Raw genomic sequence first — 14,014 nt, 5'->3', positions numbered from 1 at the left:
GTCAGGCGGGCTCCTGAGGGACGGGGGTTCCGGGCGGGCGGCCGGTGCTCTTCTCGACGTCGAGGGCTTGCTGGAGGAGGACGACCGCGGCGACCTGGTCAATGATGCTACGGGAAGTGCGCTGTGATCTGCCCGAAGTGCGAAGAGCAGCGTGTGCGGACACCGTCGAGAGTCGCTCGTCGACCAGCCGGACGGGAAGTCCGGAGGCGGCCGCGAGCGCGGCGGCGAAGCCGCGCGCATCGGTCGTCGACGCCGTGTCCTCGCCGCGCAGATTCAGCGGCAGGCCGACCAGAAGCTCGATCGCGGCGTGCTCCTCGGCGAGCGAGACGATCCGTGCGACGGCGGCGTCGTCCCGCGGCACCGTCTCGACGGGCGTGGCCAGGAGTCCGTCGGGGTCGCACCGCGCGACGCCGACGCGGGCCTTGCCCACGTCGATGCCGAGCCGCACCCCGCGGCGGAAGCCGCTCACGCGCCGAAAGCGTCCTGCACCGCGGCGAGGGCTGCCGGCAGCGCCGAGGCATCCGTCCCGCCGCCCTGTGCCACGTCGTCGCGACCGCCGCCCCCGCCTCCGAGGATCGAGGCGGCGGTCTTCGCGAGCACCCCCGCCTTGGCGCCGGCCGAGCGGGCCGGCTCGTTGGTGACCACGATGACGACCGGACGACCGTTGGCCTCCGCGCCGAGGGCGACGACCGCCGGCTCGGAGCCCAAGCGCTCACGCACCTGCAGCGCGAGCGATCGGACGTCGTCGGGCGAGGCCACGGTACCGAGCGACTGCGCCACCACCAGCGTGGAGCCGCGACGGGTCGCGGACTGCGCGAGGGCGGGGATGCGCTCGGCGAGGGCCTTGGACTCCAGTGCCGCGATCTTCTTCTCGGCAGCCTTGAGGCTGGCCTGCAGCTCCGCGATGCGGGCGGGCAGCTGGTCGCGCGGCGCCTTCAGAGTCGACGTCAGCTGCGACACGATGGCACGCTCGGCGGCGAGGGAGCGGAACGCGTCCAGTCCCACGAGGGCTTCGACGCGGCGGTTCGAGGCACCGACGGACGACTCCCCCACGAGGCTGATCAGGCCGATCTCGGCGCTCGCGGACACGTGGGTTCCGCCGCACAGCTCGCGAGACCACGGTCCCCCGATGTCGACCATGCGGACGGTGTCGCCGTACTTCTCGCCGAACAGCGCCATCGCGCCCAGTGACTTCGCCTCCTCGAGCGGCAGCACGCGCGTGGTGACCTCGAGGTTGTCGCGGACGGCGTTGTTGGCGATCTCCTCGATCTCGGACTTCGTCGCGTCCGACAGCGCCTGCCCCCAGGTGAAGTCGAAGCGCATGTACCCGGCGCGGTTCAGCGAGCCCGCCTGCGTCGCGGTCTTCCCGAGGGTGTCGCGCAGCGCCGCGTGGACGAGATGCGTGGCCGAATGCGCCTGGCGCGCGGCGCGCCGGTTCGCGGCATCCACGATGGATGTCGCCGACTGCCCCACGGCCACCTCGCCGGTGGTGACCTCGACGGTGTGGCTCACCAGGCCGGGGACGGGCTTCTGCACATCGAGGACGTCGAGCTCGTAGCCGGGGCCGACGATCACGCCCTTGTCGGCGACCTGGCCGCCGGACTCGGCGTACAGTGCGGTCTCGGCCAGGATGACCTCGGCGATCTGGCCTGTTCCCGCGCGGTCGACAGAGGCGCCGTCGACCAGGATCCCGAGCACGGTCGACTCCGTCTCGAGGTCGGTGAATCCGGTGAAGACCGTCTCGCCCTTCGCGCGGAGGTCGCGGTACACGCTCGTGTCGGCGAGCTGGCGCTTGCGCGCCCGCGCGTCGGCCTTCGCCCGCGTGCGCTGCTCCTGCATGAGGCTGTCGAACGCCGCACGGTCGACGCTGAGCCCGGCCTCCTCCGCGATTTCGAGCGTGAGGTCGATCGGGAAGCCGTACGTGTCGTGCAGCAGGAACGCCTCGGAGCCGGGGATCGTCGTTCCGCCGCTCGCCTTGGTCTGCGACAGGGACTCGTCGAGGATGCTCTCCCCCGCCGCCAGTGTGCGCAGGAACGTCGCCTCCTCGGCGAGGGCGTACTGCGAGATGCGGGGCCAGTCCGCCTCGACGATCGGGTACGCCTCCTTCATGGCGTCCCGCGAAGCCGCGAACAGCTCGGCGAAGGTCGGCCCCTCGACGCCGAGCAGGCGCATCGAGCGGATGGCGCGGCGCATGAGACGGCGCAGGATGTAGCCGCGGCCGTCGTTCGACGGCGTCACGCCGTCGGACATCAGCATCAGCGACGAGCGGATGTGGTCGGCCACGACGCGGAAGCGCACGTCGTCCTCGTGGTTCGCACCGTAGGTGCGTCCCGACAGCGCGACAGCCTTGTCGAGGACCGGGCGCACCTGATCGGTCTCGTACATGTTGTCGACGCCCTGCTTGATGAACGCGATGCGCTCCAGGCCCATGCCGGTGTCGATGTTCTTCGCGGGCAGCTCGCCGACGATGTCGAAGTCGTACTTCGACTTCACGTTGGTGATCTCGTACTGCATGAACACGAGATTCCAGATCTCGACGTAGCGGTCGTCGTCGGTCGCCGGTCCCCCGTCGATCCCGTACGCCGGCCCCCGGTCGAAGAAGATCTCCGAGCACGGGCCGGCGGGGCCGGGCAGGCCGGTGCTCCAGTAGTTCGTGTCCTTGCCCAGGCGCTGGATGCGCTCCTCCGGGAAGCCCGCGATGCGCTGCCACAGCTCGTGCGCCTCGTCGTCCTCCTCGTAGACGGTGACCCAGAGGTCCTTCGGGTCGAAGCCGAGCCCGCCGTCCGCCTCGGACGTCGTCAGCAGCTCCCACGCGAAGCGGATCGCGCCTTCCTTGAAGTAGTCGCCGAAGGACCAGTTGCCGAGCATCTGGAAGAAGGTGCCGTGACGCGGCGTCTTCCCGACCTCTTCGATGTCGTTGGTGCGGATGCACTTCTGGTTGTCGGCGGCCCGCGGGTACGGAGCGGGCACGTCGCCGCTGAGATACGGGATGAACGGCACCATCCCGGCCACGGTGAACAGCAGCGCCGGGTCGTCGGTGACCAGGGATGCCGACGGCACGATCGTGTGCCCGTTCTTCTCGAAGTAGTCGAGGAAGCGCTGTGCGATCTCGGCGGTCTTCATTCGGGTCCTCGCAATGGCACGATCCTCCGTCCCGGGGCATCCCGGGCCGGTCGGTCGTTGGGTCAATCGGTGAGCTTGCGGGCGACGTCGCCGGCGGAGTCGACGGCTTCGGTGACCGCGTCGTGGACGGCGGCAGCGCCCCCGGCCGCGGCATCGCGCACCTCGTCGACGATCCCGGTGAACCGGGCCTCCTGCTCGCGGTAGGCGTCGGCGATGCGGTCGGTGAACTGGGTGATGCGGGCGTCGACGTCGGCCAGGATCTCCTGTCCGCGCGGGTCCTTGTTCACGAGGTGCGCCAGCACGAAACCACCGGCGATACCGAACAGGAACCACACCAGCTTCTTCATGACCACTCCTCGGTTGTCGAGCAGGTCGCGGCGCGACCGTATCGAGACACGGCTGTCAGGATGTGTGCGCGGCCGCATCCGGGCGCGCGGGCCGCGGACGCGGCATCCTCCCCATCGTAGGGTGAAACGACGAAGGGCGCCGGTTGCCCGGCGCCCTCCTCGCTCGCCCGCTGAGCGGTTATCGAGCGGCGTAGTACTCGACGACGAGCTGGACGTCACAGACGACCGGGACCTCGGCGCGCTTGGGACGACGCACGAGACGGGCCTGCAGCTTGTCGAGCTCGACCTCGAGGTAGCCGGGAACCGGGGGCAGCACCTCGGCGTGACCGCCGGCCGCCGCCACCTGGAACGGCTCGAGGGCCTCGCTCTTGGGCTTGACGTGGATGAGCTGACCCGGCTTCACACGGAACGACGGGCGGTCGACCAGCTGGCCGTCGACGAGGATGTGACGGTGCACCACGAGCTGGCGCGCCTGCGCCGTGGTGCGGGCGAAACCGGCGCGGAGCACGAGCGCGTCCAGGCGCATCTCGAGCTGCTCGACCAGGTTCTCACCGGTCAGACCCTGCGTGCGGCGGGCCTCGTTGAACTGGATGCGCAGCTGCTTCTCGCGGATGCCGTACTGCTCGCGCAGACGCTGCTTCTCGCGCAGGCGGACGGCGTAGTCGCTGTCGGCCTTGCGCTTGGTGCGGCCGTGCTCACCGGGAGCGTAGGGACGCTTCTCCAGGTAGCGGGCGGCCTTCGGGGTGAGCGCGACGCCGAGGGCGCGCGAGAGGCGGACCTTGCGGCGGTCCTGGGACTTCGTTGCCACGAAGTGTTCCTTCCGTTGACGTGGACGTGTCTTTCACGACTCACGGGCGTATCTCCCCCGCTCCACCCTGTCCGGACTGCACGCCGGGGCATGCCGGAAGGTCGTTCAAGGAGGGAGGGGATGCCCGAAAACTCGGTTTCGAGCCGGTCAAGGCTACCAGATCCCGCCTTCGGGCGAGCTGGACGCGCTCGCGGTCACCGTCCGTCGAGGATCCGGCGGATCTTCTCCAGCCGCGCCTGCACGTCGCGCTCGGCGCCCAGCGCCTTCGGCTCGTAGTAGCGGCGGCCGCGCAGCTCGTCCGGAAGATACTGCTGCGGCGACACACCGACCTCCGAGTCGTGCGGATACACGTACCCCTTCCCGTGCCCGAGCCGCTTGGCCCCGGGATAGTGGGCGTCGCGGAGGTGGATCGGCACGCGACCGAACCCGCCGTTGCGCACATCGGCGATCGCGGCGTCGATGGCGAGGTATGCCGCATTGGACTTGGCCGTGGTCGCCAGATACGCCGTCGCCTCCGCGAGCGGGATGCGGCCTTCGGGCATCCCGATGAACTGCACCGCCTCGGCCGCGGCGACAGCGAGGGGCAGCGCCTGAGGATCTGCCAGCCCGATGTCCTCGGCGGCCGAGATGATGAGGCGCCGCGCGATGAACCGCGGGTCCTCGCCCGCCTCGATCATCCGCGCGAGGTAGTGCATCGCCGCATCCACGTCCGAGCCGCGGATCGACTTGATGAAGGCGCTGATGACGTCGTAGTGCTCGTCACCCTGCCGGTCGTATCGCAGCAGCGCGCGATCGACCGCCTGGGCGACCTGCTCGGAGGTGACGACGGGAACGGTCGAGGCATCCGTCTCCCCCTCGTCCTCGTGCTGCTCGTCGTCGGTGGGGGCAGCGAGGGATGCCGCCGCTTCGAGCGCCGTGAGCGCTCGCCGGGCGTCGCCGGACGAGAGGCGCACCAGGGCATCGCGTGCGTCGTCGCCCAGCGAGACCGCCCCGCCGAGGCCGCGAGGATCGGTGACGGCGCGATCGATCAGCATCCGCAGGTCGTTGTCGGAGAGGGGCTTCAGCGTCAGCAGGAGCGATCGCGACAGCAGTGGCGAGATCACCGAGAACGACGGATTCTCGGTCGTGGCGGCGATGAGCACCACCCAGCCGTTCTCGACGCCCGGCAGCAGCGCGTCCTGCTGCGCCTTGGTGAAGCGGTGGATCTCATCGAGGAAGAGGATCGTCGACTGCCCGTACAGATCGCGCTGGGTGAGGGCCTCCTGCATCACCTCGCGGACATCGCGCACACCGGCCGTGACGGCCGACAGCTCGACGAAGCGCCGCCCCGAGGATCGGGCGATCGCCTGGGCCAGCGTCGTCTTCCCGGTGCCGGGCGGGCCCCACAGGATGACCGAGGTGGCGGCGCGCGTCGACGCGTCGGGATCGGCGAGGGTCACCAGCGGAGATCCCGGGCGCAGCAGGTGCGACTGACCGGCGACCTCGGCGAGCGATGTGGGCCGCATGCGCACCGCCAGGGGCGTCTGCCCCTGGAACAGCGCGGTGGGGATCGTCACGATCCCAGGCTATCCCGGGGCTGCGACGCCGGGTCGGAGCGGGTTTGGTCGCCGTCGATCCCGCCCCATAGGATCATCCCGGCCCGGGCGCCGACCCGGATTCGAGGAGGTCCCGTGGCGACCGGTGGCAAGGATCGCGATGCGCGCGCAGCGCGAGAGCGTGCTCGGCTCTATCAGGCGCGGCGCCAGTTCCATCAGGATCAGGCCCGCCGCCGTCGCCGCGACAACCTGATCGGAGGGATCGCCGGAGGCCTTCTCATCCTGGGGCTCGCCGCTGTCCAGACCGCCTACTTCGTCGCCGGGCCGGGCGCGCCCGAGCCCACGCCCACCTCGACGCCGTCGCCCTCGCCGTCGGGCATGACCCCCGCCCCGACCGACTCATCCACGCCTGTCCCCGACACGACCGGGACGCCGACGCCGACGCCGTGAAACCGGCCGCCGAGGCATCGGAGCGGACGGCCCCGCCGTACTAGGCTTGGGATCCGTCCATCCCCCACAGGCGGCCCAAGCCGCGATGAGGTGCATCCCGTGACTGCCGCAGCAGAGTCGAACTCCGACACCACCGTGCCCGAGAGCCACGACGACCAGTCCCCCGAGTCGCTCGACGTCGAGCCCACCGACTCCACCGCCGACGCCGTCGACGCCGACGCCGTCGACGCCGTCGACGGCGCCGACACGTCCGGCGGCGAAGCGACGGAGCCCGAGCCGGCCACGGAGACCGCTGAGACGAGCGCCGTCGGCGGCGATGAGCCGTGGGGTCGTGTCGACGCCGACGGAACCGTGTCCGTGCGCGAGGCGACCGGCTGGCGGGTGGTCGGCCAGTTCCCCGACGGCCCTCCTGCCGAGGCGCTGGCCTACTTCGAGCGCAAGTACGCAGACCTGGCCGGCGAGGTCACGCTCCTCGAGGTGCGTCACCGCCGCGGCGGCGCGTCGGCCGCGGATCTGCGCTCCACGGCCCGCACCATCCGCGGGAAGCTGGAGAACGCCGCAGCCGTCGGCGATCTCGCCGCGCTCGAGACCCGCATCACGACGCTGCTCGAGGCGCTCGAGGCGGCGTCCGAGACCGAGGCGGCAGCCGCCCGCCAGGCCGTGGACGACGCCGTGCGCGCGAGGACGGAACTGGTCGAGAAGGCAGAGGCGCTCGCCGCGCGCGACCCCCGGACCGTTCAGTGGAAGCAGGCGACGGCGGAGATGACCTCTCTGTTCGACCAGTGGCAGGCTCAGCAGCAGAACGGCCCGCGCCTGCCCAAGTCCACCGCGCAGCAGCTGTGGAAGCGGTTCCGCGACGCCCGAGCGACCGTCGACAAGCACCGTCGCGCGTTCTACGCCGAGCTGGACGAAGCCCACAAGGCCGTGCGGGATCGCAAGACGCGCCTGGTCGAGAAGGCGGAGTCGCTCGCGGCGAAGGGCGAGGACGCGATCCCCGCCTACCGCGAGCTGCTCGACCAGTGGAAGGGCGCCGGACGCGCCGGCAAGAAGGTCGACGACGCCCTGTGGGCCCGCTTCAAGGCCGCCGGCGACGCGCTGTACAGCGCCCGCTCCGAGCGGGAGGCGGCGGATGCCGAGGCATCCCGCGAGAAGATCGAGGCCAAGCGCGCGCTCCTCGAAGAGGCGAAGGCCGTCGCCGACGAGCGCGACCTCGGCAAGGCGCGGTCGCTCCTGACCGGCATCCAGCGCCGGTGGGACGAGGTCGGCCGGATCTTCCCGCGCGACGCGGAGCGGTCCCTGGACGACGAGCTGCGCAAGATCGAGCAGGCGCTTCGCACCCGCGAGGAGGCCGACTGGAAGCGCAACGATCCCGAGACGAAGGCGCGCGCCAACGACATGACGCGCCAGCTCACGGAGGCGATCCAGAAGCTCGAGGACGAGCTGGAGACCGCCAGGAAGTCCGGCGACGCTCGCGCGATCGCGCAGGCGTCCGAGGCGCTCGAGGCACGTCGGTCGTGGCTGAAGGCGCTCGGCGGCTGACCGACGGTCCTCACAGCGTCGCGGGCCTCTCGCGCGACGTGACCGGGTGACGCCCCGGAGCCGTGATGTCCTGCGGCCGGTTCTCCACAGCGACGCCGGACGGCTCCGCGGCGGAAGACCGGGTGCGGCACACTGCCTCCATGAGATCGGTGTTCCTGTACTTCGTCGATGACCGGCTGTCGCGGGCGGAGCTGTCCGCGGCGCGGCTGGACGGGGACATCGTCGAACTCGGGGACGCGTACATCCCCGCTGACGCGGTCGAGACGGCCGCGCTCCGCGCCGGATCGCTCGCGCGCCTCCTGGGCGACTCCCTCGCCGCCACCCACCTCTCGGCCGCCTGGATCCACGGCACCTCTCCCTTCCCGCCTGCGCGGCACACCGTTCAGCGCGCGGTGCCGCGCCGCGTGCACATGGCGCCGGAGCGCCAGGTCGTCTACCGCGACCTCGCGGTGGCCCAGAGCGATCTGCTCATCCTCGGCGGCGTGCGAGTGACCTCGCACGCGCGGACGCTGATGGATCTGGCGCGCGTGCCGGATGCCGAGCACGAGCTGGCTGCCCGCCGACTCGCCGCGGCATCCCCGGATGCGCGCGACGCCGCGATCGAGCGACTGGAGCGCGGGGCGCTGCCGCACAAGCGGCGGGCGCTGTCGTTCCTGCGCGGGCTCGCGCCGGATCAGCTCGACGTGACCCGGTAGACGTCGTAGACGGCGTCGATCCGCCGCACCGCGTTGAGGACCCGGTCCAGGTGCACGATGTCCCCCATCTCGAACACGAACCGGCTGAGCGCCAGGCGGTCGTTCGTGGTGGACACGGTGGCCGACAGGATGTTCACGTGGTGCTCGCTGAGCACCCGGGTGACATCGCTGAGCAGACCCGACCGGTCGAGCGCCTCGATCTGGATCTGCACGAGGAAGACGCTCTTCGTCGTCGGCGCCCACTCGACGTCGATCAGCCGGTCGGAGTCCTCCATGAGGGACTTCACGTTCGTGCAGTCGGCGCGGTGGACAGAGACGCCGCTGCCGCGCGTGACGAAGCCGACGATCTGATCACCCGGCACGGGCGTGCAGCACTTGGCGAGCTTCACCAGGATGTCGGGCGCACCGCGGACGAGGATGCCGGAGTCGCCGCCGCGCGGCGTCCGGGACCGTCCGACGGCGGGCAGGTCGATCGGCCCGGTCGCGGTGTCGCTGGAGGCGACGAGCGCCGTCACCTTCTCGATCACCGACTGCGTCGAGACGTGCCCCTCGCCCACCGCGGCGTACAGGGCCGAGACGTCCTCGTAACGGAGCTGATGGGCGACCTCGGCGAACGAATCCTGGTTCATCAGGCGCTGCAGGGGCAGATTCTGACGGCGCATCGCTCGTGCGATGGATTCCTTGCCCTGCTCGATCGCCTCTTCGCGACGCTCCTTGGTGAACCAGCCGCGGATCTTGTTGCGCGCGCGCGTGCTCTTGACGAAGCCGAGCCAGTCCTGGCTGGGACCTGCGTCGGGGTTCTTCGACGTGAAGACTTCGACCACGTCGCCGCTCTTGAGCTCGGACTCCAGCGGCACGAGCCGGCCGTTGACCTTCGCGCCCATGGTGCGGTGGCCCACCTCCGTGTGCACCGCGTATGCGAAGTCGACCGGGGTCGCGCCGGCGGGAAGGCCGATCACGCGGCCCTTCGGCGTGAAGACGTAGACCTCCTTGGCGCCGATCTCGAAGCGCAGAGAGTCCAGGAACTCACCCGGGTCGGCCGTCTCCGCCTGCCAGTCGGAGATGTGGGCGAGCCACGCCATGTCGGTGTCGGTCGCGCGGGCGTCGGCCTTGCCGCCGTTCATCCGCTCCTTGTACTTCCAATGCGCCGCGACGCCGTACTCGGCCTGCTGGTGCATCTCATGGGTGCGGATCTGGATCTCGACCGTACGCCCGCCGGGCCCGATCACCGTCGTGTGCAGCGACTGGTAGAGGTTGAACTTCGGCGTGGCGATGTAGTCCTTGAACCGGCCGGGAAGGGGCGTCCAGCGCGCGTGGATCGCGCCGAGCACGGCGTAGCAGTCCCGCACGCTGCCGACGAGGATGCGGATGCCGATGAGGTCGTAGATGTCGTCGAACTCGCGTCCCCGGACGACCATCTTCTGGTACACGGAGTACAGCTGCTTGGGCCGGCCCATGACGCGGCCGCGGATCCGCAGCTCCCGCAGGTCGCTGTCGACCGCTTCGATGACGTTCTGCACGTACTGCTCGCGCTGCGGCGTGCGCTGCTTGACGAGGCTGTCGATCTCGGCGTAAAGCTTGGGATGCAGCACCGCGAAAGACAGGTCTTCGAGCTCGGACTTGATGGCCTGGATGCCGAGCCGGTGGGCCAGCGGCGCGTAGATCTCGAGCGTCTCGGTGGCCTTCTTGCGGGCCTTCTCCGGGGGGACGAAGCCCCACGTGCGCGCGTTGTGCAGGCGGTCGGCGAGCTTGATGAGCAGGACGCGGATGTCGCGCGACATCGCGACGATCATCTTGCGGACCGTCTCGGCCTGGGCGCTCTCGCCGTACTTGACCTTGTCGAGCTTGGTGACCCCGTCCACCAGCATCGCGACCTCGTCGCCGAAGTCGGCCGTGAGCGCCTCGAGGGAGTACTCGGTGTCCTCGACGGTGTCGTGCAGCAGCGCCGCGGCGATGGCGCGGGGACCGAGGCCCAGGTCGGCGAGGATCTGCGCGACAGCGAGGGGATGCGTGATGTACGGCTCGCCGCTCTGTCGGGCCTGCCCCGAGTGAGCGCGTTCGGCGACGGAGTACGCCCGCTCGATGATCGACAGGTCGCCCTTCGGATGATGCGTGCGCACCGTGCGAAGAAGCTGCGCGACGTCGTCGCGTCGTGCCGCGCGCGAGAAGATGCGCGGAACGAGGCGCCGCAGCGACGATGTCTGGGCGGGCGGGACGATCTCGGTCATCCGATCGCCTCCCCTCCGCTGGACCTCACAATCCTACGCCCGCGCTCCCAGGCCTCAGGCCGGGGTGCCGGCCAGTTCGCGGGCCGCGAGCACGCGGGCGTCGCGGGTCTTGATGGCCGGCTCGTTCTCACGCAGCAGCGAGTACAGCGGCGCGGCCACGAAGATCGTCGAGTACGCGGCCACGATGGTGCCCACGAAGATCGACAGCGAGAGGTCCGTGAGGGTCTGAGCGCCCAGCCACAGCGCGCCGATGAACAGGATCGCGCCGGTGGGCAGGATCGCCACGACGGTCGTGTTGATCGAGCGCACGAGGGTCTGGTTCACGGCGAGGTTCACCGACTCGCCGAACGTGCGACCCGACACCTCGCCGTCCTCGCTGGTGTTCTCGCGGATCTTGTCGAACACGACGGTGGTGTCGTACAGCGCGTACGAGAGGATCGTCAGGAAGCCGATGACCGCAGCCGGCGAGATCTCGAAGCCGAACAGCGCGTAGACGCCGATCGTGATCACGAGCACGTCCACGAGGCCGATGATCGCCGACACCGACATCTTCCAGGTGCGGAAGTACAGCGCGAGGATCAGGAAGGTCAGCGCGAGGAAGATGGCCAGGCCCCACAGCGACTGGCGCGTGACGTCCGCTCCCCAGCTGGGTCCGATGAAGGAGTAGCTGACCTCCGACTCGGGAACGTCGTAGGCCTGAGCGAGGGCTGCGGACACTTCCCGGCTCTCGGCATCCGTCATCTGATCGGTCTGCACGCGCACGGCGTCCTCGCCGATCGTCACGACCTTCGTCGCCGCGTCGGGGACGACCGACTGCACCGCGTCGGTCGCGATCAGCTGGTCGGTGGTCGCCACGCCGTTGACGGTGAACTGCGATCCGCCGGTGAACTCGATCGAGAACTGGATCGGGCGGAACAGCGGCACGAGCGCCGACCCGATCACGAGGATCAGTGCGATCAGGAACCACAGCCGCCGCCGCCCGACGAACGGGAACGAGGTCTTGCCGGTGTAGAGGTCGTTGCCGAGCTGGCTCATGGAGCGCATCAGTCGTCTCCCTCCTTGCCGGGCGTGCCGGGTCTGCTCTGGTCACCGGTGGTCGCCGCCGCGAGCTCGGCCTGCTTGCGCTCGGCGATCGTCTGCCGCCGCTCCGCCTCGCCGCGCGACCTGGCCGCGCGGCGCGCCGCGGCGGTGCCACCGGCCGCGCCGACGGGCGCGCGGAACTGCGCACGGCCGCGATAGACCGCCCCGAGCGCCGTGGGGTCGAGCCCCGACAGCGCGTGCCCGGAGCCGAAGAACTTCGTGCGCGCGAGCAGCTGGAGCATCGGGTGGGTGAACAGGATGAAGATGAGGACGTCGATCGCGGTCGTGAGGCCCAGCGTGAAGGCGAAGCCCTTGACCGTCGAGTCGGCGAGGATGTAGAGCACGACGGCCGCGAGGATGTTGATCGACTTCGAGATGTAGATCGTCCGCTTGGCGCGGCCCCAGCCGTCCTCGACGGCGCCGGTGATCGACTTGCCGTCGCGCAGCTCGTCGCGGATGCGCTCGAAATAGACGATGAACGAGTCGGCGGTGAAGCCGATCGTCACGATGAGGCCGGCGACACCGGCCAGCGACAGGCGGAAGCCCATGCGCCACGCGAGGATGCACAGCGTGATGTAGGTCAGCACGGCCATCACCGCGAGCGACGCGATGATGATGAATCCGAGCGCGCGGTAGACGATGAGCGAGTACACCGCGACGAGCGCGAGGCCGATCAGACCCGCGATCAGGCCGATCTGCAGCTGCTGCGATCCGAGGGTCGCCGAGATGGAGTTCGAGCTCTCGACCGTGAAGCTCAGCGGCAGCGCGCCGTACTTCAGCTGGTCGGCGAGGATCTTCGCGGTCTCCTGCGTGAAGCTGCCGGTGATGCTCGGCTTGCCGTCGACGATGACGCCGTTCATCGACGGCGCGGACAGCACGTAGCCGTCCAGCACGAAGGCGAACTGGTTCAGCGGCGGGTTCGCTCCGAACAGGCGCTGGCTGATGTCGCCGAAGATCTCGGTGCCCTCGGCGTCGAACTGCAGGTTGACGGCCCACTGGCCGTTGTTCTGCTGCAGGCCGAAGGTCGCGTCGTCGATGGACGAGCCGTCGAGCTCGACGGGACCGAGGATGTACTTGACGGTGTTGTCGGGGTCGCACGTGATCAGCGGCTCGTCCGCCGGCGCATTGGCCGGGTCGTTCGCCGGGTTCGCGCAGTCGTACGCGAGGAACTCCGCCTGGAGCGCCGGCGTGATCCACGACGTGTCGCTGCCGTTGGTGGGCGACGCCGTCGGCGTGGCCTGAAGCGACGGGTCGGGCGTGGGGTACGGCGTTCTGCTGCCGTCCTCGCCGACGAACGTGTTGGCGGGCTCGCCGGCCAGGAGCACCGCGCGCAGCTGCAGCTGGGCCGAGGCCTCGATGCGGTTCCGCGTCTCCTCGTCGGCCTGACCGGGGATCTGGACGACGATCTGGTTGCCGCCCTGCGTCGTGACGTCGGCCTCGCCGACACCCGAGGCGTCCACGCGCTGGCGGATGATGGTGACCGCCTGCTGCATCTGCTCGGTGGACGGGCTCGCGCCCCCCTCGGTCTGCGCTTCGAGGACGATCTGCGTGCCGCCCTGGAGGTCGAGGGCGAGCTCGGGCAGCCACGAGCTGCCCTTGAACACGTACACGCCCAGGGCGTTGATGCCGAACAGCACGGCGGTGATGGCGAGGAGGCCGATCAGCGCACGCCACGCATGCCGGACAGGAGTGGATGTCGCCACTTCTTCGCTTTCTCGAAGTGCCCGTGAGGGCGGACGGTCAGGCCTTGGGCTTGTTGTCGGCGTCGGGGTCGCGCTCGCCGCTCTCGGCGGCACGGCGGTCGTCGCTGATCGAGGTGATGTCGCCGCCGGCGACGCCGTCGACGTACTCGGCGCGGCTCTCCTCGGCCTCGATGAACTCGTCCTCGCTCACGGCGCCGGTCACGGGGTTCACGATGCGCAGGATCGCCTGGCTGTGCACCTTGATCTCGACGCCCGGGGCGAGCTCCACGATGGCCGGCTGGTCGAGGTTGTCGGGGTCGTACCGAACGATGGTGCCGTAGAGGCCGCCCTGCAGCAGCACCTCCGCACCGGGCACGGTCTGACGGGCGCGCTCCTCCTGCTCGAGCTTCTGCTTCTGCATGCGCCGACGGGAGCTCCAGAACATGAAGACGAGCAGGATGACCAGCAGCAGGATGAGACCGTACTGCTGGAGGAACAGGGCGAAGTCCATGGGAGCTGAGCGCACC

Annotated in this window: 12 protein-coding genes; 3 read left to right on the top strand and 9 right to left on the bottom strand. The window is 70.1% G+C overall.

Features of this window, described 5'->3' with window-relative positions:
* Position 1: 1 nt before the first annotated feature.
* From ruvX to AC5RVZ_RS15220, 5 genes are all read right to left on the bottom strand, one after another.
* Positions 2-469 carry a Holliday junction resolvase RuvX gene (gene ruvX, locus AC5RVZ_RS15240; RefSeq protein ID WP_494066610.1) on the bottom strand — a complete coding sequence of 156 codons (468 nt, stop codon included), beginning with the start codon at positions 467-469 and terminating at the stop codon, positions 2-4.
* Complete coding sequence (gene alaS / locus AC5RVZ_RS15235; RefSeq protein ID WP_494066609.1) at positions 466-3,123, bottom strand: alanine--tRNA ligase; 2,658 nt, start codon at positions 3,121-3,123, stop codon at positions 466-468. Before alaS ends, ruvX begins: the two co-directional genes overlap by 4 nt.
* A gap of 62 nt (positions 3,124-3,185) precedes the next feature.
* Positions 3,186-3,470 carry an ATPase gene (locus AC5RVZ_RS15230; protein ID WP_494066608.1) on the bottom strand — a complete coding sequence of 95 codons (285 nt, stop codon included), beginning with the start codon at positions 3,468-3,470 and terminating at the stop codon, positions 3,186-3,188.
* Positions 3,471-3,648: 178 nt separating this feature from the next.
* Positions 3,649-4,278 carry a 30S ribosomal protein S4 gene (rpsD, locus tag AC5RVZ_RS15225; protein ID WP_494066607.1) on the bottom strand — a complete coding sequence of 210 codons (630 nt, stop codon included), beginning with the start codon at positions 4,276-4,278 and terminating at the stop codon, positions 3,649-3,651.
* A gap of 194 nt (positions 4,279-4,472) precedes the next feature.
* The gene (locus tag AC5RVZ_RS15220) at positions 4,473-5,783 is read right to left on the bottom strand and encodes a replication-associated recombination protein A (protein WP_494066993.1); all 1,311 of its coding nucleotides are present in this window, start codon (positions 5,781-5,783) and stop codon (positions 4,473-4,475) included.
* A gap of 165 nt (positions 5,784-5,948) precedes the next feature.
* On the opposite strand from AC5RVZ_RS15220, the gene AC5RVZ_RS15215 reads away from it, so the two are divergent.
* The 3 genes from AC5RVZ_RS15215 to AC5RVZ_RS15205 all read left to right on the top strand — a co-directional run bounded on the left by AC5RVZ_RS15215 (position 5,949) and on the right by AC5RVZ_RS15205 (position 8,497).
* On the top strand, positions 5,949-6,263 hold the full coding sequence (locus AC5RVZ_RS15215; protein WP_494066606.1) for a dioxygenase: 315 nt from the start codon (positions 5,949-5,951) through the stop codon (positions 6,261-6,263).
* A gap of 99 nt (positions 6,264-6,362) precedes the next feature.
* Positions 6,363-7,802 carry a DUF349 domain-containing protein gene (locus AC5RVZ_RS15210; protein ID WP_494066605.1) on the top strand — a complete coding sequence of 480 codons (1,440 nt, stop codon included), beginning with the start codon at positions 6,363-6,365 and terminating at the stop codon, positions 7,800-7,802.
* Between the two features lie 140 nt (positions 7,803-7,942).
* A complete protein-coding gene (locus AC5RVZ_RS15205; protein WP_494066604.1) occupies positions 7,943-8,497 on the top strand; it encodes a type IV toxin-antitoxin system AbiEi family antitoxin in 555 nt (184 codons plus the stop codon).
* Here AC5RVZ_RS15205 and AC5RVZ_RS15200 read toward each other — a convergent pair.
* Genes AC5RVZ_RS15200 through AC5RVZ_RS15185 form a run of 4 tightly spaced genes read right to left on the bottom strand, consistent with a single transcriptional unit; the run spans position 8,476 to position 13,998 of the window.
* A complete protein-coding gene (locus AC5RVZ_RS15200) occupies positions 8,476-10,725 on the bottom strand; it encodes a RelA/SpoT family protein (RefSeq protein ID WP_494066603.1) in 2,250 nt (749 codons plus the stop codon). The two genes, AC5RVZ_RS15205 and AC5RVZ_RS15200, sit on opposite strands and share 22 nt — an antisense overlap.
* Positions 10,726-10,779: 54 nt before the next feature.
* The gene (secF, locus tag AC5RVZ_RS15195) at positions 10,780-11,769 is read right to left on the bottom strand and encodes a protein translocase subunit SecF (protein ID WP_494066602.1); all 990 of its coding nucleotides are present in this window, start codon (positions 11,767-11,769) and stop codon (positions 10,780-10,782) included.
* Positions 11,769-13,508: a protein translocase subunit SecD gene (gene secD / locus AC5RVZ_RS15190; RefSeq protein WP_494066601.1), complete on the bottom strand. Its 1,740-nt coding sequence runs from the start codon at positions 13,506-13,508 to the stop codon at positions 11,769-11,771. The genes secF and secD overlap by 1 nt, the downstream gene beginning before the upstream one ends.
* A 37-nt stretch (positions 13,509-13,545) precedes the next feature.
* Positions 13,546-13,998: a preprotein translocase subunit YajC gene (locus tag AC5RVZ_RS15185; RefSeq protein WP_494066600.1), complete on the bottom strand. Its 453-nt coding sequence runs from the start codon at positions 13,996-13,998 to the stop codon at positions 13,546-13,548.
* Positions 13,999-14,014: the final 16 nt, after the last annotated feature.

The sequence above is a fragment of the Arthrobacter sp. Cza30 genome (assembly GCF_059090765.1).
This window is presented reverse-complemented; position numbering and strand designations above follow the sequence as displayed.